A 26,414-nucleotide genomic window follows, 5' to 3' on the forward strand; every position below is an offset into this window, starting at 1 on the left:
ATTAAAAATGAAAAACGGTGCCTAAAGCACCGTTGCAATAAAGTTTCTTACGCGCCCGTTTTCCGGGTCGTCGAGGACTTGCTGGGTTGGACCGGCCGCCACGATCTTGCCGCTTTCCATAAACACAATGTTGTCAGCCACCTCACGCGCAAAGCCGATTTCATGCGTGACCACCACCATGGTGATACCGGAATGTGCCAGCTGTTTGATCACCTGCAACACTTCCCCGACCAGTTCCGGGTCGAGTGCTGAAGTCGGTTCATCAAACAACATCACGCCGGGATCCATCGCTAACGCGCGGGCAATCGCTACGCGCTGCTGCTGTCCACCCGAAAGATTTTGCGGCCACTCATCTTCGCGCCCCGATAATCCCACTTGTTTCAGCAGCGACAGCGCTTTGCTGGTGGCTTGCTGGCGACTCTGCTTTTTAACCCGCATTGGCGCATCAACGATGTTTTGCAACACGGTACGATGCGGAAACAGGTTGAACTGCTGGAACACCATGCCAATTTCGGCACGCTGGCGCGCCACATCGCTGCTGCTTAATTCATGCAGTGCCTGACCTTTCTGCTTGTAGCCAATAATTTCGCCGCCAATGCGAATGGTGCCGCCATCCAGTTTTTCCAGATGATTAATGCAGCGCAACAGCGTCGATTTGCCGGAACCGGATGGCCCAAGGATCACCGTGACCGAACCGGCGGGAATATCCAGGTTCACTTCGTCGAGAATGGTGACGCCAGAGAAGCGTTTGGTGACTTTACGTAAGGCGATTGCTTCAGCCATTGCTCACGCTCCTTGCGGCTTTCACGCCTGACAATCCCGGCAGTGATTTGAAGAAACTGCGCTTTTCACGACGCGTGACGCCACGGCCAAAATAGCGCTCAACGTAGAATTGACCGACCGACAAAACGGAGGTCATCAGCAGATACCACAAGGTTGCCACTAACAGCAGCGGAATCACTTCATAGGTACGCTGATAAATAATCTGCGCAGAGAACAACACGTCTTGCAGCGAGATCACCGAAACCACCGCGGTGGTTTTCAGCTGACCAATGATTTCATTACCGGCAGGCGGCATGATGGCGCGCATCGCTTGTGGCAATACGGTATGACGGAAAATCTGTGACGGGCGATAGCCCAGCGCGCGTGCCGCTTCCAATTGTCCGTTGCCAACGCTTTGAATCCCGGCACGCACAATTTCCGCTGCATAGGCAGATTGGTGCATCACTAATGCGATCACCGCCGCACTAAATGGACTGACTAAGGCGTTGGATTGCGTGCTCCAGATCTCGCCGAGGCCGGGAATCGACAAGGCAATCGTCGGATAAAGTGCGGCGATGTTGTACCACAGGAACAGTTGCACCAGCATCGGCACGCCACGGAAGAACCAGGTATAAAACCAGCTCACGCCGACCAACACAGGATTCGATGAGAGGCGCATCAGCGCCAACACCGTACCGAAAGCAAAGCCCAGCACCACAGAAATCGCGGTCAGCTGCAACGTCATCAATACGCCTTGCAGGATTGATGCGCCGGTGAAGTTCTCGGCAATCACGCCCCATTCGAAGCGTGGATTGTTAATCATCGAATGCGCCATCGCCACCACGCACAACAGCACCACCAGCGCGCTGAACCAGCGTCCGTAGTAACGTTTGCCGACGATTTTTAAATCGTCGGTTGGGTGGTGAATATCACTCATTGAAAGATTTCCTGATTGCGTTTGGCTTCTTTAACTGCACCAAAACCGATGCCCCAGTTATCGAGGATCTTTTTGTAGCTGCCATCTTTGATCAGCGAGTTCAGCGCAGCTTGCACCGCCGGTTCCAGCGCGGAATCTTTCGGGAAGGCGACAGAAACTGGCGCATCGTGCACGGTGATTTCGCCGCTCATGTTCAACGGTTTGATCACTTTCACCTGCCACAGCAAACCTTCGTATGGACCGAGGAACATCGGCACGCGACCGCTGACCACCGCTTGCACGCCAGCAGGACGATCCGGGAACACTGACACTTTGATCGGCTTGTTACCGGCAGCTTCACAAGCTTTGCTGGCTTCTTCCAGACGCGTTACCTGCGTGGTGCCGGAACCCGCACCGACTTCTTTGCCACACACATCAGAGAGATTTTTGAATGGCGCGATGTTGGCATCTTTACGCGAGATAATGCCGAGCAGGCTGGCATCGTAGTAACCAACAAAGTCGATGATTTTGGCGCGCGTTGGCGTGGCGTTGATGTTAGACAGCGCGACGTCATAGCGACCGGTTTTCAAGCCAGGAATGATGTTGTCGAAACCGCCGGTGTCGCGCCATTGGACCTGGATTCCCAGGCGCTCGCCCACGGCATTCATGATATCGATTTCACGTCCCGCCAGAGTTTTGTTGTCTTCTTTATAGAAGGTAGTTGGCGGCGTGTTGGGATTGGTTCCGGCTACGATGTAACCACGTTTGACCACATCCGCAGGCAGCAGGCTTTTCAGTGCAGGATCGGTCTGCACGTGTAGCGAGCTGTCGGTTGGCACGGATTGATCGGCGGCGAACGCGGTGTGGGCACTCAATGCGAGCGCGAAAAGAGTCATGCCTTTGGCGAATTTCACTGGAACCTTTCTCCTGATTTATAAAAAGTTTCCCGGCAGGGAAAAGGCGTTGAGGTAGCGATGGTTTTGTCTCCTGTCTCACCGGGTGGCGGCAGGAATTGTCATCCTCAAAACGTCCCGATTCACATTCTCTGGAAGATAGGTATCAATCACAAATGCGAAAAAAACATATCTATTGCCGGATTTCAGCAATAGATATCAAAGCCATACAGCCAAGGGATTGCCGCGCCAGCAAGGACGCGGAATTAAGCGAGGAATTCAGATTTTATCAGTGAATCAATAGCCTGCTTTTGCCGCAGGAAACGCACAATTAGTTATGAGTCATCGCGGATTTATCTAAGCGTTTGCGGATAGGCTCGAACTCTTTGGTGGAATTACGCGGAATGGTGTCTGGTAGATTTTGCTCCGCCGCTTGCCAATAACGCCACGGCACTTTCTTATTACCTAACTCGTAATCCATGCCGTCCCAGCTGTCTTCGCGGAAACTGTAAAACGCCCAGTGCGCTTGCTGTTTATCTAATACCTTCAGCACATCTTCAAGGTATTGCGTGCAGCCTTTAAGCGTGCGCACACAACCAAACTCCCCCACGACCATCTGATGCTTGTCGATACCTTTCTTTTCTGCCCACTTAAAGGGCAACGTTAAATAAGCGGCAACCCGCGCCGCATCCCAACGTTGCATCTGATGGGCATAAGGCACCATGCCGGGATAATTCCAAGGTTTTTGCCGTTTTGCATTGGGCGCGCTGGTGGCTTCATAAGGTTCATACATATGTACGCTATAAAGAATGTGTGGATCACTGAGCGCATGCGGCCAATAGCTAAAAGCATCGGCGGCAGCGTACCAGCCGCTATCCACCATAATTGGCGTTGAGGGATCGACTTCTCTAATCGCGGCAATAATTGTGCGATAAAAAGCAGGCAAATCTCGCGCGCTGCCTTGATTACGCTGATACCAGGCTTGCATTAATTCAGGCGTCGCATGTTCTGCCAGATCGCTGTTTTTTTCTGGCGCAGGCTCATTAATAATGTTGTAGGCGGCGATGGCGGGATGATCTTTCAAGACGCTGGCCAAATCGTGCCAATAGCGCGCACTTTGTTGCCAGTATTGCTTGTCTTGCCATAAGCGATCATCAAACTTGCCGCCGTTGTTTTGCGACCAACGCATTCCGGGCAACGATAAAGGCGTGATAACCACTTTAAGACCGGCGGCTTGAGCGTTATCCAGAACCTGTTTTAATGTGGCAACATCCTCCGCCACCAAACCTTGATAATGATCCGCACTGCCTAATAAGAAATCACGCTGCTGCTTTGGCCACTTATCCCATGACAATCGCACCCAACTCGCGCCGTAATCATGTAACGCTTTGAAATATGCTTCGTTAGGAGGCAAACGGTTAAAACTGTTGCCGCCGTGCTGTGGTTGCTGCCAGAAATCCATCTTTTCGGCCGCATTTGTCGGCCCCGTCATGAGCAGGATGCTCAGCACAAATGTAAAGGTTTGTATGATATAGCGCACATTTTCTCCTTAATTTATTTTCCATCCGTATCACTGTTTTCAGTGATGGCGGTCAGCATAAAGGAAATAAAGATAATTACCGTGCGTAACCTTTATTTTTATCATCCTGATTTAATTCAAAATATTTCAATCACACATCATAAAACTGTCTTAATAATCTGCATTTTAACCGCCTTAAAATAACCCTACTTCTTGCCCTCCTTTCCTTTATAAATCAGCACAATCATGGAGAGATTGTGGAGACGACTCTCGCCACTTATATACAATGATAATTGTTATCATTATCATGCGCATTTACTTACAATTGTTAACCTAACAGGGAGAAAACTTAAGTGAATGTAACTATGCGTGGCAAAAAGCGTCCAATGGCGCTTTTTTTAGCGGGAATGCTAACGTCGCCAGCCTTTGCTGCGGAAACCACTGAAAAACTGGCGGATGACGAATCGATGATTGTCACTGCCGAGCAGGAACTGAAGCAGCAACCGGGCGTATCGACCATCACAGCGGAAGACATCAAGAAAAATCCCCCTGTTAACGACCTCGCCGACATCATCCGCAAAATGCCCGGCGTGAACCTCACCGGCAACGGCGCCAGCGGCAGCCGCGGTAATAACCGTCAAATTGATATTCGTGGCATGGGCCCGGAAAACACCTTAGTGATGATCGATGGCGTGCCGGTTTCATCGCGAAACTCGGTGCGTTATAGCTGGCGCGGCGAGCGTGATTCGCGTGGCGATACCAACTGGGTGCCAGCCGAAATGGTAGAGCGCATTGAAGTGATCCGCGGTCCAGCCGCCGCGCGTTACGGTTCTGGCGCCGCCGGCGGCGTAGTGAACATCATCACTAAACGCCCGACTAACGACTGGCACGGATCGCTGTCGCTGTACACCAGCCAACCGGATAACAGCAAAGAAGGCGACACGCGCCGCGCCAACTTCAATCTCAGCGGCCCGCTGGCCGGAGACGCGCTCACCATGCGTATGTACGGTAATATCAACCGCACCGATGCCGACGCCTTTGATATCAACACTGCAGAAAACGGTTCTTATGCCGCTGGCCGCGAGGGCGTGCGCAATAAAGACATCAACACCGTGTTGTCGTGGAAAATCACGCCGCTGCAAATTGTCGATTTCTCCTACGGCTACAGCCGCCAGGGAAACATTTACGCCGGTGATACGCAAAACAGCAACAGCAACGCCAGCACCGACGGTTTAGTCGAATCGCTGTACGGCGATGAAACCAACCGCCTCTATCGCCAAACCTATGGCATCACTCACAACGGCATTTGGGATTGGGGTACCTCGAAGCTCAACTTCAATTACGAGAAAACCAATAACACCCGCTTGCAGGAAGGTACGGCCGGTCGTACCGAAGGGATGATTAACAGCGAAACCTACGCCACCAGCCGCTTAGAAAGTTATCGCGCGGGCGGTGAAATCAACTTCCCGCTGCAATTGCTGGTTGATCAAACCGTCACGTTGGGCGCGGAGTGGAATCGCGATGAACTGAACGATCCGGCTTCGATGTTATCTGCCAGCGCCACCGGCGTGAATTTGCCAGGCAGTTCGGGTGATCCGAGTGAACGCAGCAGCAAAAACAGCGCCAGCTTAAGTTCGTTCTATTTCGAGGACAACATCGCCGCCACCGACAGCACGGAAATCATTCCTGGCCTGCGCTTTGATTATCATGATGAGTTTGGTGCTAACTGGAGCCCAAGCCTGAATATCTCGCAAGGTTTGGGCGAATATTTCACCTTGAAAGCCGGTATTGCGCGCGCCTTCAAAGCGCCGAACTTGTATCAATCCACGCCAGGCTATTTGCTGACGACACGCGGCAACGGTTGCCCAATTGGTTTGACGCAGTGCTATTTATTAGGCAACGACAATCTCGATCCTGAAGTCAGCGTCAATAAAGAAGTCGGATTGGAATTCACTCACGCGGGCTATGTAGCGGGTATCACCTATTTCCGCAACGATTACAAAAACAAAATCGTTTCCGGCACCGATCCAATCTACACCAACGGCAGCTACAACGTGCTGCGCTGGGAAAATGGCGGCAAGGCGATTGTTGAAGGATTGGAAGGCAATCTGACTATTCCTTTAATTACCGATACGCTGGAATGGCGCTCCAATGCGACTTATATGTTCCGTTCGGAGAGCAAGAAAACCGGCAATCCGCTGTCAGTGATTCCAGAATTCACTATCAACTCGCAGTTGGAGTGGCAAGCCACGCAGGATTTGAGCGCCAATATTAACTGGACGCAATTTGGTCGCCAGAAACCGCGTCAAAATGCTGAAACCAATATCGATCAAACCAACATGACGTCGCGTGAAATCAGCCCGTATTCAGTGTTTGGTTTGAACGTGAATTACGACATCACGAAAAACCTGCGCGCTAATGCCGGTATCAATAACCTGTTTGATAAACGCATTTACCGTGAGAACTCTGGCGCATCAACTTATAACGAACCGGGCCGCGCCTATTATGCTGGCGTGACGATGTCGTTCTAAGCCGATGCTCTGGCGCACCTCGGTGCGCCAGTTGATTAGTGAAAGAACTCACTTAACGCTTCAGCCAGCGCCTGCGGTTGTTCATCAGGGATGAAGTGACCGCAGTGCGCGATCTTAATTCCGGTGACATCGTCGGCAAATTTGCGCAGCGGCTCCGCCATATCCGGAATAGAGCCTTGATCGGCGCTCACCGCCAGTAATGACAGTTGCAGCTTGCCGAACTCTTGCAGCAATTCTTGGTTTTGCGCTGCCGAATGCATCACTTCACGATACGGCGCTAATCCTGCGCGCAAGGCGCCGTTTTGTTGCAATAATCGCAGATATTCCGCCATCTCTTCTTCGCCAAACACCATTGGACTGACCGCTTTGCGTTTTAGGAACCATTCCAAATAGATTTCTTCGCGCCCTACAATTAACGCTTCAGGTAAATCCGGCAATAAATGGAAGGCAAAATGCCAGGTTTTCCAGGCTTTATCCGGCGTCGCAGGCAGGGCTTCCGGCAACGTGACGCCGGGAATACCCGCATCCAGCAGCGCCAATTTTTTCACCTGATGGCGATACAACGTGGTATACGGCCAGGCAACCCACGCGCCAACATCGTGCGCGGCAAGGTAATAGCTTTCCAGCTGCAATTGCTGCATTAATCCCTGCACTTTCTCTGCCAGCGATCTGGTGTCGTAGCCGCTGATCGGTTTGTCGGAGTCGCCTTGTCCGGGTAAATCGGGCGCGATAATAAAGTAGCGATCGGCCAGCAGCGCCATCACTTTGCGCCAGGCAAACCAGCTTTGCGGAAACCCGGCCAGCAATAGCAGAGTTTCGCCGCTGCGATTGCCACCGCTGACATAATGCAGGCGCACGCCGTCAACCGTGGCGTACTGATGGGTAAATCCTTCGAGCTGATCTACTGCTTGCGACCAACGTGGCGCGCCTTTCAAAGGCGATGCTGTCATTTTGTTCTCCTGATATTTAGGAAATGATTACTTCCTAATTAAGTAAAATTTTTAATTGAGCAAGGTTAATACTGTGGCGATCAGCGAATCGTGCTGCGGCAGATTTTGCATTTTGCCTGCCACGCGCATGCCCAAAACCATGCACAGCAACACGCCGCTTAATGACTGAATATCATGGCGCGGGTTAATCGATCCGTCTTGCTGCCCTTGTTCAAGTAACGCAACGATGGCGTGCAGATTGCGCTGCAATGCGCCGCGCACCAACTCAGCCAATTCGCTATCCAGTACCTGTAATTCAATTGCGCTGCCAACCACTAAACAACCGCGCCGCCCTTCTACATCACTCGCCGATTCCAGATAAAAACGCAGCAATTCAGCGATGCGCGCGCGGGCGTTGGGTTGCTGTTCTAAACGTTGACGCAGCACCTCATTGCGTAGCGAGGTGTAACGCGCAAACACTTGCAAAAATAAGCCACGTTTATCGCTGAAAGCCTTATAGATGCTGCCTGCGGTCAGTTCCATCGCGGCGCTGAGATCGCTGATTGACGCGCCGTGATAGCCTTTTTCACGGAACACCAGCATGGCGCGATCCAGCGCAATATCGGTGTCAAACTGGCGTGGACGACCACGCTCGCGCGTGATGTTAGGTTGTTGCGGCATAGCTGCACCATTAAGGAAATGATCGATTCCTAAATAATAGCCGCGAATTGCGGGGAAAGGCAACGCCTTAGATCATCTGATTTGTTATGCTGCTGACAAATTTTTGTTAACTATTGTGGAACCTATGAGAACAGCGGATTTGTTGCGACTGCTAATATTGGCAGCAATTTGGGGTGCCAGCTTTCTGTTTATGCGCATTGCGGTGCCTGCGCTGGGTGCGGTGAATACTGCATTTTTGCGCGTATTTTGCGGCATGCTGGGATTGTTGATCATCATGGCGATCATGCGTATTCCGCGCCGTTTTGATGGCAAGTTAGGCTGGGCAATGTTGCTCGGCGTCATCAACTCCGCCATTCCATTTCTGATGTATTGCCTGGCCGCACGCGTGCTACCCGCCGGTTATTCAGCCATCCTCAATGCCACCACACCATTGATGGGGGTGATTATTGGTGCAGCCTTCTTCGACGATAAATTAACGGTGAATAAAGTGCTTGGCATGATCGCTGGATTCAGCGGCATTATCGTCATCAGCACCACCGGCGAAGCGCATTTTTCCAGCACATTAATATTGGGGATTTTGGCGTGTTTGGTGGCCACGGCCTGTTACGGTGTGGCGGGTTTCCTGACCAAACGCTGGATTGGCGCACGCGGCGGGCTGGACGCTACCAAAGTGGCCTTCGGTAGCCAGTTGGGCGCATCAGCCTTTCTGTTGCCGTTCTTTGCCTTCAGCGCACCGCAAACCCCCGCTGCAAACTGGCAAATTCCCGAAGTGTGGGTGTGCATTTTGGCGATTGGGTTTATCTGCACCGCGCTGGCCTACATTATTTACTTCCGCCTGCTGGCCGATATCGGTCCGCTGCGCACCTTAACCGTCACCTTTATGATCCCGCCGTTCGGCATTTTATGGGGCTGGTTAGTGCTGGATGAGCAAATAAACCAGGGATTTATTAGCGGTTCATTATTGATCGTCTGCGCAGTTTGGTTAGTCACCAGTAAAGGATTCGGTAAAACTGCGGTAATAAATAATCCGGCCAATAAATAATCACTCGCGCTGCGCTTGTGATTAATTGGAAGCTAACTAACCTTAATCTTGCAGCACGGGCATGGCGTTGAAGCAGTTATTTCCGCCATGCGGTAACAACTCACAAGAGGATGTTTTATGGCTGAGCATAGAGGCGGTTCCGGTAATTTCGCTGACGATAAAAAGAAAGCGTCTGATGCCGGTAAAAAAGGCGGACAAAGTAGCGGCGGGAGCTTTAAAGATAATCCCGAAAAAGCATCTGAAGCCGGTAAGAAAGGCGGTAAAAAGTAACTGCATCAAAGGCTTTAGTTTTATGAGCCGCCAGGGCAAGGATGCCCCACTTTACTTCCCTCCGTTTCCTCCCATCATCCCCTGCTAATTGCTGAAATTAACTAAATTTTATTGCTTAAAATTCGTTACCGCTTCGTTTTGATAATTATCTTTAACACTACTCAACGTGACAAATATCACATTTATGCCAGGCTTAAATTAATCACTTTGCTGACAAGGAGAAATTTATGACTGCACCAACCAACAATAAAAGCTTAATTATTGAAGAATATCCGGTACCTCCTTTTAATCAACAGACGCAGCCGATTCCGGGTTTAGCCAGTAAAATGGAGCCGCGTCCCGATCATGGTGAAACTAGCTATCGCGGCAGCGGCAAACTTACTGGACGCAAAGCGCTGATCACTGGCGGCGATTCCGGTATTGGACGAGCCGTAGCCATTGCTTACGCTCGCGAAGGTGCTGATGTGGCAATTAACTATCTGCCAGAAGAGGAAGCCGACGCCGTCGAAGTGGTGCAACTGATTGAGGCCGAAGGTCGCAAAGCGGTGGCGATTCCCGGCGACATTCGTTCTGAATCTTTCTGTAATAAACTGGTGCATCAAGCTGCCGAGCAGCTAGGCGGGCTGGATATTCTGGTGAATAACGCGGGCCGCCAACAGTTCAACAAATCAATCCGAACTCTTTCGACCGAAGATTTTGATGCCACGTTCAAAACCAATGTTTACGCGATGTTCTGGATCACCAAAGCGGCGCTGGAATATTTGCCAGCGGGTTCATCGATCATCAACACTTCTTCCGTGCAGGCATATAAACCCAGCGAGATTTTGCTGGACTATGCGCAGACCAAAGCAGCGATTGTTGCTTTCACCAAATCGCTGGCGAAGCAGTTGGGTAAAGAGAAGATTCGCGTCAATGCTGTTGCGCCCGGCCCGTATTGGACCGCGTTGCAGGTGAGTGGCGGACAGCCGCAAGAGAAAGTCCAGCATTTTGGCGAAGATGCGCCGTTAGGACGTCCGGGACAACCGGCTGAAATCGCCTCGTTATATGTGACATTCGCGCAGTTGGATAACAGCTTTACATCTGGCCAGGTTTGGTGCTCGGACGGCGGTACTGGGACGTTGTAATTTTGAGGTGCGTTAAAGAATTTATTACCGTAATGACAAAGCGCACTTGTCGTAGCAGCGCGATTTATCGCGTTATGTTGACCTTTAAAAATCAACTGAACGCGATAAATCGCGCCGCTACGGAATTGTGCGGTAATTTAAAATTACTTTACTAATCAGCTTTAGCGCATAAATGCACACCCTACGATTTATTTGTACATCAGTGAATAAACCACGCTGCTATTAACTAAGCCCGGCGTGGTGTTTCCTTCTGCGTAGTATTGAACATCGTATGCCAGAGTGACAGTGTTATAAATAATCACGTAATCATTATTCGCTATTTGGTTTTGATTGCCCGCCTGAATAGGGTTGTTATTCTGCATTGTGTTAAGCAATTGCAAACTGACATTGGTAGCGCCAGTGCTGTCAGTATTTTTCAATCGGCCAGTAATGGGATCTACAGTAGGACCTGCTTCGAAAAATGCAGCTACTTGACCTTGCAAGCTGCTACAACCGCTGAAGTATATACTGAATCGTTGCTTACCCGCTGTTTGACCAGGACTTTGTAATAAACTGGTTTGTACGGTAGGCAGCACCACCGTGCCACTCGCTCCCTGCCCGCCTATGCTTACGTCACAAGTGTTTTGTGCCAATTCACCATTAAAGGTAATTGTCCCAGCTGCGGCAGCCTGAATTGTTGCGCCCAATAACATTGCTAAAACCAAAACGTTGAAGGCTGATTGAGTTAATTTACGCACTAAACTTTTCCATGTGTAGTTTAAATAAACTTCAGTGGGCATTGTCCATTGCAACTTATTTGTACATCAGCGAGTAAACCACACTGCTGTTTACCACCCCTGGCGTGGTGACGCCTTCTGCATAATATTGCACGGCATAAACCATGGCAGTGCTGCCGGTTATTACCGCGTAATTGTTATTAGCTACCTGATTTTGATTACCTGCTTGAATAGGATTGCTATTTTGCATTTGATTTAGTAACTGCAAACTAACATTAGTTGCGCCGGTGCTATTGGTATTTTTGAGGCGGCCCGTCATACCATCGACCGTTGGACCCGCCTCGAAGTAAGCGGCAATGTATCGCAGTGGACCTGCGCAATTACTCAACACCATAGCAAATTGTTGCAAACCTGCGGTTTGTCCCGGGGTTTGCAGTAGGCCTGTCAGCACAGTAGGTAATACGATAGTGGCGTCGGGTCCCCGCCCTTCGATACTAACGTCACAGGTATTTTGCGTCAGTTCACCATTAAAGGTTACGGTACCGGTTGAAGCAGCCTGAATGGTTGTGCTCAGCAACAGCGCTAATGCTGGAGCAGCGAACAGAGATTGAGTCGATTTACGCACCGAAAGTCTTCCATATTGTCCATGTAATGTGGGAACGAATCCGTCCCCATCAGATCACATGAATATTAAGGCCCAACGGGAATGTCGGAAATCGGAGCAACGGCGCAGTGTTGTAGGCGTTTGGATCGCTTTTTGTCATCCATGAACCGGAAGTTTGTAGTCCTTAATCCCCCGCCAAGCGTGCTGGAAATACCTCGCGCAACCATTCAATAAATACCTTTAGCCGTTGCGTTAAATGCCGATTTTGCGGATAAACCACATGAAACGGATAGTTAGCCGGCCGCCAGGCCGCGAGAATTTCCACCAGTTTTCCCGCCTGTAGATCCGCTGCCGCTGCGTAGCGAAAGGTCTGAATGATGCCCAATCCTGCCACCGCCGCCGCCAGATGCGCATTGCTTTCATTCACGCCGATGCGATGATCGGTCTTAATTTCCAGCTTGTCCTCGCCACTGGTAAAACGGAACGGAAACGCTCTGCCGCTTTGCGGTGCCAGATAACTCAACAACCGATGACCATTTTTCAATTCCTGCGGATAAGCCGGAATGCCGTAGGTTTTGAGATAGCCCGGCGCAGCGCAGGTAATCATCTCCGCATCGCCCAAGTGGCGCGCCACCAGCGAGGAATCGCTGAGCGGGCCGCCGCGAATCACGCAATCCACGTTGTCGCTGATCAGATCCACCGCGCGATCTGAAACGCCCAAATCGAGACGAATATCGGGATAGCGGGCGATGAAATCGGGCAGCGCCGGAATCAGTACGTCACGCGCCGTCGATCCACCAATATCAATGCGCAGATAACCGCTCGGCTTGCCGCTCTGCGCGTTGAAAGAGTGATCGATATCTTCCAAATCGCGCACGATGCGCAGCGCTTTTTCATAATAGTCGCGCCCTTCCGGCGTCACCGTCACGCGTCGCGTGGTGCGTTGCAGCAAGCGAATGCCCAAGTGCGCTTCTAACTCCTGCACCAATTTGCTGAGTGTGGCATTGGGCATATCGAGCGAATCCGCAGCACGGGTAAAATTGCCCGCTTCTACCACGCGCGCAAAGGCACGAATCGCCATTAATTGATCCATTTATTATCCACACACAGGAATAGTTATTTCGATTTTACACCATTTATCCGCAAATGCCGCAGCGCTACATTGCTTGCCATGCACTGCAACGCAGTGATTAAAACCTCAACCATCATTGGAGAAGCAAACATGAACGCATTGAACGGTAAAATTGCATTAGTCACTGGCGGCACCAGCGGCATTGGTTTGGCATCGGCACAAGAGTTGGCAGCACAAGGCGCACGGGTATTTATCACCGGTCGTCGTCAGGCTGAATTGGATGCTGCAGTCGCCAGCATTGGCTCACAGGCCAGCGGCATTCGCGCCGATGCTTCAGTGCTCAGCGATCTTGATAAGGTGTATGCCGAAATTGCCAAACAGGCGGGACGTTTGGATATCCTGTTCGCCAACGCTGGTGGCGGTGACATGCTGCCGCTTGGCGCTATCACCGAAGAACATTTTGACCGTATCTTCGGCACCAACGTACGTGGCGTGTTATTCACGGTGCAAAAAGCGCTGCCATTGCTCAGCGATAAAGCGTCAGTAATTCTCACCTCGTCAACTACGTCGATTCAAGGCACCGCCGGATTCAGCGTCTACAGCGCCAGTAAAGCCGCAGTACGTAACTTCGCACGTTCCTGGGCGTTGGATGTGAAAGAGCGCGGCATTCGCGTCAATGTGGTCAGCCCAGGTCCGGTGCGCACGCCAGGTTTGGGTGAGTTGGTCAGTGAAGAGCAGCGTCAGGGATTGTTTGATGCGTTAGCCGCGCAAGTGCCGTTAGGTCGCCTTGGCGAACCGGGTGAAATTGGTAAAGTAGTGGCGTTTTTGGCGTCAGATGCGTCGAGCTTTATCAACGCCACGGAACTGTTTGTCGATGGCGGCATGGCGCAAGTGTAATGTGAAAAGGCGATTTTACGGGCAGGTTCCCGTAGGGTCGCCATTTATGGTGACCGCATTATTACCCTGCACTGGGATCGGCTTCCACGTACAAATACCCAATTCCCAGCACCTGCTGCGCACGGTCCAACTGGCCGAAGTGCACATTGGTGCCTTTGCTTTTCAACGCATCACGGGGATCGAAAGGATTGAAATCTATCTGGCGCACGATGGCGTGCAACCAGTTTTCGCCAAAGGTACAACTGCGACCATACAACCAAATCTGATTAATATTCAACGTGTTGAGGAAGTTGTACAAACTCAACCCAATCGCTTCAGCCGAACGCTCGGCCCACGCAATAATCCAGGGTTCACCGGTTTGCCACGCCGCCAGTAACTGTTTACTGCTGGACAGCGGCGCTGCGGGAGCTTGCTGATGTGCCGCCTGTTTCAACGCGCTGAGTGACGCCACGGTTTCAAGGCAACCTTGTCGACCGCAGCTGCATCGCGCGCCGTTGGGTTCAATGATGGTGTGACCGATTTGCCCGCTGCCGTACAAGCTGCCACGAAAGATCTCGCCATTTATCACAAAAGAGGAGCCGATACCGTAATCAACGTTGATCACGCAGAACTCGCTCAATGCATTACGATTCAACCACTTTTCGGCCAACGCCAGCATCACGCAATCATTATCGACGCGCACCTCAACGCCGAGCTTCTCTTCCAGTAAAAACTTCATTTGCAGTGGCGTTTTCCACGCGGCTTGCGGCATATGTTGCGACACGCCGGTCACCGGATCGACTTGCCCGTGTACCGCCAGCGCCAGATTGATACGCCGCTTCGGCCACAGTTTGCAGGTTTGTCGCCACACAATCTCAATCTCATCGAGCAATGCCTGTGGCGTCTGCGCCTGGATGCTGATTTGCTGATAACTGCCCTGCGCCACCAGCTGCGCATCGGCCAGTTGCAGTTCAATGCTGGTCGGCTTGATGCACAAACACAACGTCCACGCGCCATCCGACGGCAACTGGAAACTGCCGTTGCTGTTGCCGCGCGCGCTCATCAACGCAGCGGAATGTTGCAGTTTTCCCTCGTCTAACAACGCCTGCAAAATTTTACTCACCGCCGGAATGGTTAATCCGCTGAGATGCGCCAACTGCGATTTGCTTAGCTGTTTATGTCGCCACATCAGCGCCATAAACAGTGCTTTGTTGTATTGCCGCACCTGAACGTTGTTCATGCCAACCGGTTTCATCTTCTCTCCTGCCCCCCTTTTCTCCTCAGTTTACTAAACAGTGTTTACTAACTTCTGTGATGCTCTCGCCATCCTGTGCACGGTCATTGCTCTAGAGTTCGATTTCATCAAATAACAATAACCATCATCACCTCGAAGAGAACTTACAATGACAACATCACCTGCAAAACATCCGTGGCTGATCCGCCTCGGCATTCCACCGGCGCTGGCGTGGGGCTACGTCGCTGTGCTGTTATTCATGATTGGCGATGGCGTGGAATCCAACTATCTCGCGCCCTATCTGCATCAAAACGGTTTCTCACTGAATATCGCCGCTGCGGTCATCGCTTTTTATGGTGTCACCGTGACACTCGGTTCGTGGCTGGCGGGTTCGCTTTCGACTTTGATTGGTCCACGCAAAGTGATGCTGGCGGGCGGCCTGATTTGGATCGTGTTTGAAGTGTTGTTCCTTGCCATTGCGCTGCCCTCGCATAGCGTGTTGCTGCTGGCGTTGACTTACGGTTTGCGCGGCATTGCTTATCCGATGTTTGCCTATGCTTTTTTGGTGTGGATTCAGGCGGCGGCTCCCGCCGATATGCGCGGTTCCGCTACCGGCTGGTTCTGGTTAGCCTTTACTGGCGGATTACCGACGCTGGGCTCGCTGGTCGCAATCTTCTCCATCCAACTGATTGGCGAATACGCCACCTTCTGGCTGTCGTTAGGTCTGGTAGCGTTAGGATTATTGGTGATGCTAATCGCGCTGAAAGAGCGCAGCGGCTATCAATCGCTGCTGGACGATCAACATCGTCAACAAGGTGTTGCGCGCACGCTGATGGGCGGCATCGATATCCTGTGGCGTGAACCGCGCATCGCCGCAGCGGCGGTGGTGCGCATCATCAACACCACGCCGTATTTTGGCTTCTTCATCTTCCTGCCGGGCTTCTTCACCGAACAAATCGGCTTTACGCAAACCGAATATCTCAGCCTGATTACCATCATGGGATTAGTGGGGATGAGCTTTAACCCGATTGTCGGCAAAATCAGCGACCGCATCGGCTGGCGCAAAGTGCTAACGGTATTTGGCGGGCTCGGTTCGGGCATCTCAATGCTGTTGATGTATTTCGTGCCGCAGTGGAGCCACGGCAGCTTTGTACTCAGCGTGATCTGCGCTTGTTTATATGGCATCACCTTGTGCGGCTATGTTCCGGCGGCAGCGCTGTTCTCTTCGCTGTGCCAGCCGAAAGATAAAGGCAACGCGATGGCGATTTACTGCTTCGCCGCCGGACTTTCCACCTTCTTCGGACCGGCATTGTACGGCGCTTTCAACGCGCTATTCGGCACCTCCGGCGTGATTTGGGGCTATGCGCTGCTCTATTTAATTAGCGCCATCGTCTCCTGGTGTTTCCTGCTCAGCCCGCTCGATCCGGGTGAACAACACAATCCCGAGGCGCAGCGTCTGCGTCGTTTAGATTCCGTTACGTCAGAGTAAAGAGTGAATAATGAAAGAGTTTGATTACATTGTGGTCGGCGGTGGCAGCGCGGGCTGTATCGTCGCCGCCAGGTTGGTCAAAGAGGGTAACGCGCGTGTGCTGTTACTGGAGGCGGGTCGTGATGAATATCATCCAGTGCTGAAAATGCCGGCGGGATACATGAAGTTCCTCGCCAGCGATAAGTTTCTCACTATGCATCAAACCGAACCGCAACCGCAGCTGAATGGACGCGGCGTGATTGTGCCGCAGGCGAAAGTGCTGGGCGGCGGATCAACAGTGAATGCGATGGTGTATATGCGCGGACATCGTCAGGATTACGCTGACTGGAACAACGCGCTCAACAATCAAGGCATTGATTGGTCGTGGGATGCGCTGCTGCCGCACTTCACCGCCATCGAAGATAACGATCATCTCGGCGCGCCCTATCATGGCGTTGGCGGGCCGATGAAAGTGTCGCATCTCGGCCACTTCAGTCCGCTGAGCTGTGCCTACGTCAAAACCATGCAGGGTTTGGGCATTCCCTACACGCCGGATTTCAACACCGGCAATCCGTTTGGCGTCGGTTTTATGCAGCACACCATCAATGGACAAACGCGTCAGCGCTGTAGCGTGGTGGATGCGTTCATCAATCCGCTGCGCGAGGACGCGCGTTTGACGATTGCGAGCGGCGCGCAAGTTGAAGAAATCCTGTTCGAAGGCGCTAACGCCGTCGGCGTGCGTTATATCCAGGATGGACATCCGCAACAAGCGCGGGCGCGCAAAGAAGTGATCCTTGCCGCCGGAGCGTATCAAACGCCGAAGCTGCTGATGCTTTCTGGTATCGGCCCACAGGAACAACTCAAGCAACATGGCATCACGCTACGCCAGCACTTACCGGGCGTAGGCAAGAATTTGCAGGATCATTACGAAGTGCCGGTGGTCGCCAGCACCAACGGCGCGTTTGGCTATTACGGACAGGATCGTGGCTGGCCGATGATCAAAGCGGGTTTGCAGTACATGCTGTTCAAAACCGGGCCAGTCACCACCACCGGCGTCGAAACCTGCGCCTTCTTTGATCCGCTGGATTTGAACGCCACGCCAACCATTCAAATGTTCTGCGTGCCGACGGTGTATCTCGATCGCGATGTGATGGGTGCCGATCCCGGCCACGGCGTTACGGTTAACGCATTGTTGTTGCGACCCAAAGCCACCGGCGAAGTGACGCTGCGTGACAAAAACGCCAGCAGCTTGCCGATCATCGATACGCAAATTTTCGGTCATCCCGACGATTTAGCGCGCACGTTGGCAGGTTTCCGTTTTGCGCGCGGCGTGATCGCCGCCGCACCAATTCACCAAATGGTGCAACAAGAGATCTTCCCCGGCGCAGAAATCACCTCAGATGAGGCCATTACCGAGCACTGTAAACGCATGGTGAAAACCGGTTATCACCCAGTCGGCACTTGCCGTATGGGCCACGATGACGATCCACTGGCGGTGCTAAGCGCTGATCTGCGCGTGCGCGGCATGCATCGCTTGCGCGTGGTGGATGCGTCAATGATGCCGAATATCATCAGCGGCAACACCAATGCGATTGTAATGGCGGTGGCACATCGCGCCGCTGAACTGCTGATGCAGACTGAAGAAATCCACGCCAGGGAGCTTGCTTATGAGTGACAAATTGACGCGCCTGCAACAGGCATTGGCTGATTGGCAGCTGGACGGCGTGCTGCTAACGCGACGCGATAACATCGCCTGGCTAACCGAAGGTGCCAGCTATTACGTGGTGGAACGCGCGGAAATCGGCGTGGCCAGTTTGTTGATCACCCGAGACAAAGTATTGCTGTTAGCGCCCGACAATGAGCTGCCGCGCATTCTTGCCGAAGAACCGATGCCGTTTAGTTGCGACACGCGCAGCTATGCGTGGTTTCAAACGCTGGAGAGCGTGTTACCGCCAGGCAAGTTCGGCAGTGATGTGTCGCAACATGGCATGTGCGATGTGCAGTCACAGATGATTAATCTGCGCCAGGGTTTAAACACGGTTGAGCAGCAACGGTTCCGGACTTTAGGCCATGAAGCCGCACACATCGTGGAACGTGTTGCGCGCCAGTTGCGTGCTGGCGTGACGGAATGGCAGGTAGAAGCCGAGATTGCTGCCGCCTGCCTTGCGCGGGGTATTCGCCCAATGTGCACCTTGGTCGCCGCCGATGAACGCATCGCCGCATTTAAACATCCGGTTCCCACAGAGAAAAAGCTGCACCGAAAAATGCTGATTACGCTCGGCGCGGAGCGGCAAGGTTTGCACGTTAGCCTGACGCGTTTGGTGCACATCGGTGAACCTGATGAAGCACTGCGCCAGCGCCATAAGGCTTTATGCCAGATTCACGCCGAAATGCTGTGCGCCACACAACCAGGACGCCAGTGGAAAGATGTATTTCAGTCTATTCAACTGGCTTATCAAGAGCATGGCTACGCCGACGGCTGGCGTGAACATCATCAAGGTGGACCGGCTGGTTATGGCTGCCGCGATTGGATTATCACGCCCGAAACCCCAGGCGAAGTGCAGAGTGAGACGGCTTTAGTGTGGAATCCCACCTTAAGCGGCGTGAAAAGTGAAGACACTTTCTTGCTCCACGCTGAGGGTTGCGAGGCGCTCACTCGCACCGCCAATTGGCCGCTAATTAGAGTGCAGCGCGGCAAACACACCTGGCAGTTTGCTGATTGGCTGGTGTTGCCGGCATCTTCATAAGGACGCGATTATGTCTCAACGATTACGCAATAAAACCGCGATTATTACCGGTGCGGGCAGCGGCATTGGTAGCGCGATTGCCCGCTTGTTTGCCGAACATGGCGCACGCGTGGCGCTGTTTGATCTCGATACACAAAACACCGAGGCGTTGGCCGCACAATTGCAACAACAAACCGGACAACGCTGCATCGCCTGCGTTGCTGACGTCACCGAGCCCGAGCAGGTGCAACGTGCGGTTTTGACCGCGCAACAGGCGCTGGGTGAGATTGATATTCTGATTAACTGCGCGGGCGTCAATGTGTTCCGCGATCCGCTGGTTTTGGAAGATGCAGAGTGGCAACGCTGCATGGAGGTCAATCTGAAAGGGCCGTACAATCTGATTCGCGCCGTGCTACCGGGCATGCTGGAGCGTCAATATGGCAACATCGTCAACGTCGCCTCGGTGCATGGGCACAAAATCATTCCCGGCGCATTTCCCTATCCGGTGGCAAAACACGGTTTAATCGGCATGACGCGCTCGCTGGGCGTGGAATATGCCAGTCAAGGCATTCGGGTGAACAGTATTTCTCCGGGGTTGATTATGACACCCGCCGCAGAAGCCTGGCTGGCAAGCTGCCCAAATCCGCAGCAGGAGCGCGACCGACAAGCGGCATTGCTGCCGTGCAAACGCATTGGTGAACCGCAAGAAGTGGCTTACACCGCGCTGTTTCTCGCTTCCGATGAAGCACGCTTTATTAACGCTAGCGATATTTTGGTGGATGGCGGGCGCAGTCAGGTTTATCACGAATAAGATTCTAAGTTGCTGCCATCGTTGCCGATGGCAGCAGATTGCTATTATTTATACACCGTCGCCGTGCCCTGCACTTTATCTTCGACGCGTGCCGAGGTGATCACGTAATATTTTCCGCCCTTCTCATCGGCCAGCTTTGATAATTCTTCTTTGGCATCATGAGGATCGGTGAAAGTGCCAGAAGTAGAAACGGTGCCAACTTCAGTATATTTTTTCGCTTCCTCTTTAGTGATTTCCTTAGCGGCCATTGCGCCCGCAGAAACAAAGAAGAGGCTTGCCAGTACCAGGGATTTCGTCATCATGCTTTTCATCATTTACACTCCAGTGGTTTTATTTTGGTGGTTTTATTTTGGCGGTAATATCATTCCTGACCGGTTCTTCCCATCAGGTATGAATAGGTTTTGCATCAAATTCAAAACATGTAGCTGTAATTCATACTGAAAAAGTAGATATCAGGGTTGTTGTAGCCACCTTTAAATAGTGGCGACGAAACCCGCGAAGACTCCATCGTCAGATATTCAAACGCCGCACCAATATTACTGGCTTCGGTCAGCTGATATTGCGCGCCAACCCCGAAGCGCCACGCTTCACCCGATGGCATCGTCATCGAGGTATCATTCTGGTTCTGATAAAAACTGCTGTCGTAGGCGATGCCCGAGTTCAGGCGCCAGCGATCGTCTGGACGGAATTGCACCCCAAGCGCGGTGTGCCAAGTGTCTTGCAGGCGATTATTGGTTGGTGCGCCCTGCCCAGAGATAGAGATCTGATTGCCGCCGTACTGACTCCAGTTCTGCCAGCCGAGATCGCCCATAATTGACCAGCGCTGATTGAAGTCGTGCACCAGACTCAACATCAGTTGATCAGGCGTATTAATTTGCGCCGACAGCGGCAGCGTATATTCCGCATTCGGTTGTTGTGGGAAACGGGCTTTGCCATCAATGGCAAAATGATATTCAGTTTTGCTGGTGTAATTGACACCAACGCGTGTGGCATCCGTGATGTTAAACAGCAAACCGGTACGGAAATTCAACGCCCAATCATGATCGCTTTGCTTTGCATCCTGGCCATCCACATTGCGCGTCAGCGACAGGAAACCATAATTAATTCCCAAGCCGACGCCCCAGGAGAGTCGATCATTGATTTTCCACGCCAACGCGGGACTTAACGTCATACCCACTAAGGTACTTTTTTTAATGAGGCGATCGCCGGCCCAATTACCAAAATCCAGACCTAATCCATAATTGCCGTAAAGACCAATGCCAGCCGAAATATCATCGGTGAGCTGCTGGTGATAAAACATGCTCGCGCCAGGAAACCAACCGATGGTATTGCCAGGGCTTTTACCCTGCACCACCGCATCATTATCCAGGCTATACGGCGTATCACCGTAAAGCATCTGCAAACCGCCGGTGATCATCCGATCGGGCAAGCGCGTCATGCCTGCGGGATTGGTCATGATAGTAGACGCATCTTGCGCGCGTGCCGCTTGTCCTGCACCCGCCAGCCCTGTATCTTCCGTCGCAATTTCATATAGATATAAGCCGCTGCTGTAGGCCGGAACAGCCGTTCCCATCATCATCGAAACCAATAACCATTTCACTGGCATCCGCTTCATCATGAAATCCTTTATTGCTGGCTGAAATCAGGGCAACGGATGGTATTCAATATCTGTTGATACTGATCTTTTTTACCGGCTTTCAATGCAGTCGCCGCCGCACTCAACTGGTTATGATTAACTTCGCTGTTAATAAACACCGATTTCACTTTTTCATCGGAAACGGTGGCGGGAATGTCGCATTGCGCGCGCAGATCTTTCACTAACACTTGTTCATTCAGCGCATAGGCTAAATTGTCATAAGGGGAAGCAACCGCATTGAGAGCGATAAGTAACATTGAGATAAGTAACAATTGCTTCATCGAGCTTCTCCACAGAGAAAGGGATGAGAACAGAAACATTTCGTTGTAAAACTAGCCTAAACTCAATTTCTGGCAACTTTTCGAATCGAGCAAATGGTCTGAAACACCAGTTTTCAGCTTAACTCTGATAGTTAACACTTGGCCTTTAAGATTTTTTAGACCGAGATTCATGAAATTAACTTAATAATTTTCAATAGATAAGATGCAAATGATCAGCATCTTCAAAAAGACCATAATGTGATCTGTGACGCGAAATAAAAAATTTAATCTGGCACTGATTTAATTGATAAAAATTTGAACAGTTATGCTTGAATGCATTAAGTAAACATTCCAGATGCAAAAGGGAGTTTGACCTATGTTAATTAATCCCGAACATGACCAGCGCGAGTTGTTAATGACACGCAGCGGTTGCGTGTGGTTTTTATTTCTTAACATCGCTTTCTCAGTTTATTTGATCATGCGGCATACATTCCACGAAACCGCACAGATAAATACTCATGCGGTTTTATGGCTAAGTTTACTGGTTTTGGCGTTTTCACTGTGGAATCTACTGCTAACGGCGATTATTAGCCGTCACGGATTTTTTGTTCGCCGCAGCTTATTATTAATCAATGTGCTGCTATACGGGATTATCTGGGCATTATTGCTGCATACGTTGTATAAAACTTTAGCCACTCACGAATTAATTTTCCTGTTGTCTTTATTAATGATTTTCGCGGCTTCGATTGCGTTTCACCTCTCTGGTGCGCTGATTGCCGCATTCACGCTTCCCGTCGCGCTTATTGTTATTGGAGAAGTGATTGTTTTAGGGATGAAAGCGAATCTGTTTATGCTGTTCTCGTATGCGGTGGCGCTGATGATCGTATTGTCATCACGCGTGGTATTAATGGAGTGGTTTCGCAAATCGCAAGAGAGTGAAAAACAGAACAACTTACTCATTCAGCGATTGACCGATCTTGCCGATCGTGATGGCCTCACCGGTCTGGTGAATAAGCGTTATCTGCGTGAATATTTTCAGCTTAAAAGCGCACAAAGTTCGTTAAACCGCGCATCGATCTATCTCATCATGATCGATATTGATTTTTTCAAGGCTTACAACGATTTATACGGCCATCTCACCGGCGATGAGTGCTTGAAACAGGTGGCCGACTGTATTAAAGCTTCTATTCGTGGTGAATCCGATTTGGCAGTGCGTTTTGGCGGCGAGGAATTTGCCGTGCTGTTGCTGGCAACAGACAAAAAGGATGCATTAGCGGTATGCCAACGTATTCAGCAAAACATTGCCGATGCGGCGATTGTTCACGCAGGTTCTAAGGTTAATCAACATGTGACGGTGAGCCAGGGAGTAGCGCATCTGCATAATGGTGCATCGCTGGATGAATTAATCGAAGCGGCCGATCAGCAGCTTTATTACCGCAAACAGCATGGCCGAAATGGTTATAGCGTTGCCGATAAATGAACGCGACATTTATGGTGTCCGTTAGGATGGTCAACTTGCTGCAATAAAAACACATTACCGTTGTGTTACCGCTAAGCTTCTTCGTTGAAGCGATAACGCGCATTTAAAATCAGGAGTTTGCATAGATGTCTGAGAACCCAACCATCGCGCTGATTGGACCAGGCGCGATTGGCACCACCATTGCGGCGGCGTTGCATGAAGTGGGCCGCACCCCGACCATTTGTGGCCGTACCGCACATGCGCAACTGGAATTGCGTCACGATAGCGGAAAAATCATCGTTCCCGGCCCGGTGCTAAGCAATCCGGCTGACATTGCTAAGCCATTTGATCTGGTGTTCGTGGCGGTGAAAACCACCCAAGTTGCCGACACCGCGCCGTGGCTCGCCGCGCTGTGCAATGAAAAAACCGTGGTGTGCGCGTTACAAAATGGCGTGGAGCAGAAAACCCAGCTCGCGCCGTATGTGAACGGTGCGACGGTGCTGCCTTCCGTGGTGTGGTTCCCGGCGCAGCGTGAGCCCGATGCTTCGGTGTGGCTGCGAGAAAAGCCGCGCTTAACGCTGCCTGAAACGCCGCAGTCCAAGCTGGTTGTGACCGCGCTGCAAGATACGCGCTGCGCCGTCGATCTCTCGGCCGATTTTATTACCATCGCCTGGCGCAAGCTGCTGCAAAACGCGGTGGCCGGATTGATGGTGCTGGCCAATCGTCGCGCCGGTATGTTCCAGCGGGACGATATCACCGCGCTGGCATTGGCTTATCTGGGCGAATGTTTGACGGTAGCGCGCGCCGAAGGTGCTGCATTAGCCGATAGCGTGCCGCAAGAGATTGTGACGCGTTTCCACCAAGCGCCGCTGGATTTGGGGACGTCGATCCTTGCCGATCGCCAGGCCGATCGTCCGCTGGAGTGGGATATTCGCAACGGTGTGGTGCAGCGTCGTGGGCGCGTGCATGGCATTGCCACGCCGATTAGCGATGTGATCGTGCCATTATTAGCCGCCGGCAGCGAAGGCCCAGGCTGATAATCGGGCCTTCAATCATCGCACATTCCGTAGCGGCGCGATTTATCACGTTTAGTTGATTTTAAAAGGTCAACACAACGCAATAAATTGCGCCGCTACGATATGTGCGCGCTTTTATTTTGGTTATTATTCCAACCATTAATTCCCCTTTCTCCGCCGCAAACTTGCGTCTCGCTAGATTGTTTACTAGGGTTTGCGCTTCTTCAGCCTCTTATAGCTTTCATTTCCATTCATGAAATATCGGCTGCGAAAGCTATAAGATCGCGCCAAATTGTCTCATGGGAGGTTTATGAGCAGCGAAACAACAACCCGTACATCCAATGATTTAACCGTGGATGACATCACCGTTATCGACAACAAATTACTCAAGCGCGCGGTGAGCGCCGCAGCATTAGGTAATGCCATGGAATGGTTCGATTTCGGCGTATATAGCTATCTCGCGGTGATCATCGGCCAGGTGTTTTTTGCCGATGCCAGCGCCGCCGCGCAACTAATTGCCTCTTTTGGCACCTTCGCGGCGGCGTTTTTAGTACGTCCGATTGGCGGCATGGTATTTGGCCCGCTCGGCGATCGTATTGGTCGCCAAAAAGTGTTGGCGCTCACCATGATTTTGATGTCGATTGGGACTTTCTGCATCGGGCTAATTCCAAGCTATGCCAGCATTGGTATCGCCGCGCCGATTTTGCTGTTGCTGGCGCGCCTGCTGCAAGGTTTCTCGACCGGCGGTGAATATGGTGGTGCCGCCACCTTTATCGCGGAATATTCAACCGATAAACGCCGTGGCTTTATGGGCAGTTTCCTTGAATTCGGTACGCTCGGCGGCTATTTACTGGGTGCCAGTTTGGTTACGGCGATGATCGCCTTCTTACCGCATCAATCGATGATGGATTGGGGTTGGCGTATTCCGTTTTTCCTCGCCGCGCCGTTAGGTCTGTTTGGCTTGTATATCCGACTCAAATTGGAAGAGACGCCGGCGTTTAAAGATCATATGGATAAGCGCGAAGAGATGGAACATAACAAGCCGCGTTTGAGCGTGTGGCAAATGCTGCGCGACCAACGCAGACCGCTGATGAAATGCATTGGTTTAGTGCTGTTGTTTAACGTCTCAAATTATATGCTGACCGCTTACATGCCGAGCTATTTAACCGGCATTTTAGGGATGAGTGAATTATCCGGCCTGCTGTTAGTGATGGTAATTATGTTCATTATGATGCCCTTAACCTTAATGTGGGGACATTTCACCGACCGCATTGGCCGCCGTCCAGTGATTGGTTTAGGGGCGTTAGGATTATTATTGCTGGCGATTCCAAGCTTTATGCTGATTGGTTCTGGCAACATGTGGTTGGTATTTGCAGGTTTAGCCATTCTAGGCTTATTGCATACCTGTTTCAGCGGTACCATGCCCGCCACGTTACCGGCGCTGTTTGTCACCGATATTCGTTACAGCGCATTGGCGATTGGCTTCAATTTATCGGTTTCGCTGTTCGGCGGCACCACGCCATTAATCACCGCGTGGCTGGTTGATACCACGCACAATAATATGATGCCGGCTTATTACATGATGGGCGCAGGCGTGATTGGTTTACTTACCGTGCTGACCTTGAGCGAAACGGCTCAGAAACCGTTGAAAGGTTCGTCGCCAGCGGTGGCCACCCAAGCCGAAGCGCATAAGTTGATCGATAAATTGCGTAAACGTAAGGTGAAACACAAACCGGCGTAATAAACCCGAGGTCACCATTTAGGGTGACCTCTCTTCCCTCTCTTGCCAGACAATTTCCGAAACCCTCCAAGACGCGCCAGAAAAAGCCAAATTATCGACTATGCTCAGTTTTCCAGTGTCCTTGCGTA

Annotated in this window: 25 protein-coding genes; 12 read left to right on the forward strand and 13 right to left on the reverse strand. The window is 51.6% G+C overall.

The window, feature by feature from the left end; genetic code table 11:
• Nucleotides 1-21: 21 nt before the first annotated feature.
• From ABDW13_RS00895 to ABDW13_RS00910, 4 genes are all read right to left on the reverse strand, one after another.
• Nucleotides 22-783, reverse strand: a complete 762-nt coding sequence (locus tag ABDW13_RS00895; RefSeq protein ID WP_343550487.1) for an amino acid ABC transporter ATP-binding protein — start codon at nucleotides 781-783, stop codon at nucleotides 22-24.
• Nucleotides 776-1,699: an amino acid ABC transporter permease gene (locus ABDW13_RS00900; RefSeq protein ID WP_343550488.1), complete on the reverse strand. Its 924-nt coding sequence runs from the start codon at nucleotides 1,697-1,699 to the stop codon at nucleotides 776-778. The genes ABDW13_RS00895 and ABDW13_RS00900 overlap by 8 nt, the downstream gene beginning before the upstream one ends.
• Nucleotides 1,696-2,592 carry an ABC transporter substrate-binding protein gene (locus ABDW13_RS00905; protein WP_343550489.1) on the reverse strand — a complete coding sequence of 299 codons (897 nt, stop codon included), beginning with the start codon at nucleotides 2,590-2,592 and terminating at the stop codon, nucleotides 1,696-1,698. The genes ABDW13_RS00900 and ABDW13_RS00905 overlap by 4 nt, the downstream gene beginning before the upstream one ends.
• A 310-nt stretch (nucleotides 2,593-2,902) precedes the next feature.
• Complete coding sequence (locus ABDW13_RS00910; RefSeq protein WP_343550490.1) at nucleotides 2,903-4,111, reverse strand: cellulase family glycosylhydrolase; 1,209 nt, start codon at nucleotides 4,109-4,111, stop codon at nucleotides 2,903-2,905.
• Between the two features lie 344 nt (nucleotides 4,112-4,455).
• Between ABDW13_RS00910 and ABDW13_RS00915 the strand changes: the two genes are divergently transcribed.
• Complete coding sequence (locus tag ABDW13_RS00915) at nucleotides 4,456-6,621, forward strand: TonB-dependent siderophore receptor (RefSeq protein ID WP_343550651.1); 2,166 nt, start codon at nucleotides 4,456-4,458, stop codon at nucleotides 6,619-6,621.
• Between the two features lie 35 nt (nucleotides 6,622-6,656).
• On the opposite strand, the gene ABDW13_RS00920 is transcribed toward ABDW13_RS00915, so the two are convergent.
• Nucleotides 6,657-7,571: an alpha/beta hydrolase gene (locus ABDW13_RS00920; protein WP_343550491.1), complete on the reverse strand. Its 915-nt coding sequence runs from the start codon at nucleotides 7,569-7,571 to the stop codon at nucleotides 6,657-6,659.
• Between the two features lie 51 nt (nucleotides 7,572-7,622).
• Nucleotides 7,623-8,231, reverse strand: coding sequence for a TetR/AcrR family transcriptional regulator (locus ABDW13_RS00925; protein ID WP_343550492.1), 609 nt, complete (start codon nucleotides 8,229-8,231; stop codon nucleotides 7,623-7,625).
• Between the two features lie 124 nt (nucleotides 8,232-8,355).
• On the opposite strand from ABDW13_RS00925, the gene ABDW13_RS00930 reads away from it, so the two are divergent.
• From ABDW13_RS00930 to ABDW13_RS00940, 3 genes are all read left to right on the forward strand, one after another.
• Nucleotides 8,356-9,273 (forward strand): DMT family transporter, encoded by a 918-nt coding sequence (locus ABDW13_RS00930; RefSeq protein WP_343550493.1) that lies wholly within the window; start codon nucleotides 8,356-8,358, stop codon nucleotides 9,271-9,273.
• Nucleotides 9,274-9,390: 117 nt separating this feature from the next.
• Nucleotides 9,391-9,543, forward strand: a complete 153-nt coding sequence (locus ABDW13_RS00935) for a KGG domain-containing protein (RefSeq protein ID WP_343550494.1) — start codon at nucleotides 9,391-9,393, stop codon at nucleotides 9,541-9,543.
• Nucleotides 9,544-9,770: 227 nt separating this feature from the next.
• Entirely contained in the window at nucleotides 9,771-10,667 is an 897-nt protein-coding gene (locus tag ABDW13_RS00940) for an SDR family oxidoreductase (RefSeq protein WP_343550495.1), read from the forward strand.
• Nucleotides 10,668-10,855: 188 nt separating this feature from the next.
• Here the strand turns inward: ABDW13_RS00940 and ABDW13_RS00945 are convergent, their stop codons facing one another.
• From ABDW13_RS00945 to ABDW13_RS00955, 3 genes are all read right to left on the reverse strand, one after another.
• Complete coding sequence (locus ABDW13_RS00945) at nucleotides 10,856-11,404, reverse strand: fimbrial protein (RefSeq protein ID WP_343550496.1); 549 nt, start codon at nucleotides 11,402-11,404, stop codon at nucleotides 10,856-10,858.
• Between the two features lie 55 nt (nucleotides 11,405-11,459).
• Nucleotides 11,460-11,987, reverse strand: coding sequence for a fimbrial protein (locus tag ABDW13_RS00950; protein WP_343550652.1), 528 nt, complete (start codon nucleotides 11,985-11,987; stop codon nucleotides 11,460-11,462).
• Nucleotides 11,988-12,171: 184 nt separating this feature from the next.
• The gene (locus ABDW13_RS00955) at nucleotides 12,172-13,080 is read right to left on the reverse strand and encodes a LysR family transcriptional regulator (RefSeq protein WP_343550497.1); all 909 of its coding nucleotides are present in this window, start codon (nucleotides 13,078-13,080) and stop codon (nucleotides 12,172-12,174) included.
• Between the two features lie 129 nt (nucleotides 13,081-13,209).
• Here ABDW13_RS00955 and ABDW13_RS00960 point away from each other — a divergent pair, with 129 nt between their 5' ends.
• Nucleotides 13,210-13,956: an SDR family oxidoreductase gene (locus tag ABDW13_RS00960; RefSeq protein WP_343550499.1), complete on the forward strand. Its 747-nt coding sequence runs from the start codon at nucleotides 13,210-13,212 to the stop codon at nucleotides 13,954-13,956.
• A gap of 61 nt (nucleotides 13,957-14,017) precedes the next feature.
• Here the strand turns inward: ABDW13_RS00960 and ABDW13_RS00965 are convergent, their stop codons facing one another.
• A complete protein-coding gene (locus tag ABDW13_RS00965) occupies nucleotides 14,018-15,190 on the reverse strand; it encodes an ROK family protein (protein WP_343550500.1) in 1,173 nt (390 codons plus the stop codon).
• Nucleotides 15,191-15,338: 148 nt separating this feature from the next.
• On the opposite strand from ABDW13_RS00965, the gene ABDW13_RS00970 reads away from it, so the two are divergent.
• Genes ABDW13_RS00970 through ABDW13_RS00985 form a run of 4 tightly spaced genes read left to right on the forward strand, consistent with a single transcriptional unit; the run spans nucleotide 15,339 to nucleotide 20,174 of the window.
• On the forward strand, nucleotides 15,339-16,658 hold the full coding sequence (locus ABDW13_RS00970) for an MFS transporter (protein WP_343550501.1): 1,320 nt from the start codon (nucleotides 15,339-15,341) through the stop codon (nucleotides 16,656-16,658).
• Between the two features lie 10 nt (nucleotides 16,659-16,668).
• On the forward strand, nucleotides 16,669-18,312 hold the full coding sequence (locus ABDW13_RS00975; RefSeq protein ID WP_343550502.1) for a GMC family oxidoreductase N-terminal domain-containing protein: 1,644 nt from the start codon (nucleotides 16,669-16,671) through the stop codon (nucleotides 18,310-18,312).
• Nucleotides 18,305-19,384: a M24 family metallopeptidase gene (locus ABDW13_RS00980; RefSeq protein WP_343550503.1), complete on the forward strand. Its 1,080-nt coding sequence runs from the start codon at nucleotides 18,305-18,307 to the stop codon at nucleotides 19,382-19,384. Before ABDW13_RS00975 ends, ABDW13_RS00980 begins: the two co-directional genes overlap by 8 nt.
• Nucleotides 19,385-19,394: 10 nt before the next feature.
• Nucleotides 19,395-20,174: an SDR family oxidoreductase gene (locus ABDW13_RS00985; protein WP_343550504.1), complete on the forward strand. Its 780-nt coding sequence runs from the start codon at nucleotides 19,395-19,397 to the stop codon at nucleotides 20,172-20,174.
• 44 nt (nucleotides 20,175-20,218) lie between these two features.
• On the opposite strand, the gene ABDW13_RS00990 is transcribed toward ABDW13_RS00985, so the two are convergent.
• The 3 genes from ABDW13_RS00990 to ABDW13_RS01000 all read right to left on the reverse strand — a co-directional run bounded on the left by ABDW13_RS00990 (nucleotide 20,219) and on the right by ABDW13_RS01000 (nucleotide 22,091).
• A complete protein-coding gene (locus ABDW13_RS00990; protein WP_343550653.1) occupies nucleotides 20,219-20,485 on the reverse strand; it encodes a YdgH/BhsA/McbA-like domain containing protein in 267 nt (88 codons plus the stop codon).
• Nucleotides 20,486-20,586: 101 nt separating this feature from the next.
• Nucleotides 20,587-21,780, reverse strand: coding sequence for an outer membrane protein transport protein (locus ABDW13_RS00995; protein WP_343550654.1), 1,194 nt, complete (start codon nucleotides 21,778-21,780; stop codon nucleotides 20,587-20,589).
• A gap of 20 nt (nucleotides 21,781-21,800) precedes the next feature.
• Nucleotides 21,801-22,091, reverse strand: coding sequence for a YicS family protein (locus ABDW13_RS01000; RefSeq protein ID WP_343550505.1), 291 nt, complete (start codon nucleotides 22,089-22,091; stop codon nucleotides 21,801-21,803).
• A 355-nt stretch (nucleotides 22,092-22,446) separates the two neighbouring features.
• On the opposite strand from ABDW13_RS01000, the gene ABDW13_RS01005 reads away from it, so the two are divergent.
• The 3 genes from ABDW13_RS01005 (at nucleotide 22,447) to proP (ending at nucleotide 26,286) form a co-directional block, all read left to right on the forward strand.
• Nucleotides 22,447-23,550 (forward strand): membrane-associated sensor domain-containing protein, encoded by a 1,104-nt coding sequence (locus ABDW13_RS01005; RefSeq protein WP_343550506.1) that lies wholly within the window; start codon nucleotides 22,447-22,449, stop codon nucleotides 23,548-23,550.
• A gap of 125 nt (nucleotides 23,551-23,675) precedes the next feature.
• A complete protein-coding gene (locus ABDW13_RS01010; protein ID WP_343550508.1) occupies nucleotides 23,676-24,566 on the forward strand; it encodes an oxidoreductase in 891 nt (296 codons plus the stop codon).
• 289 nt (nucleotides 24,567-24,855) lie between these two features.
• On the forward strand, nucleotides 24,856-26,286 hold the full coding sequence (gene proP, locus ABDW13_RS01015; RefSeq protein WP_343550509.1) for a glycine betaine/L-proline transporter ProP: 1,431 nt from the start codon (nucleotides 24,856-24,858) through the stop codon (nucleotides 26,284-26,286).
• The last annotated feature ends 128 nt before the right edge of the window (nucleotides 26,287-26,414 follow it).

Source organism: Pantoea sp. (assembly GCF_039594315.1).
In the GTDB taxonomy this organism is placed as follows: domain Bacteria; phylum Pseudomonadota; class Gammaproteobacteria; order Enterobacterales; family Enterobacteriaceae; genus Pantoea.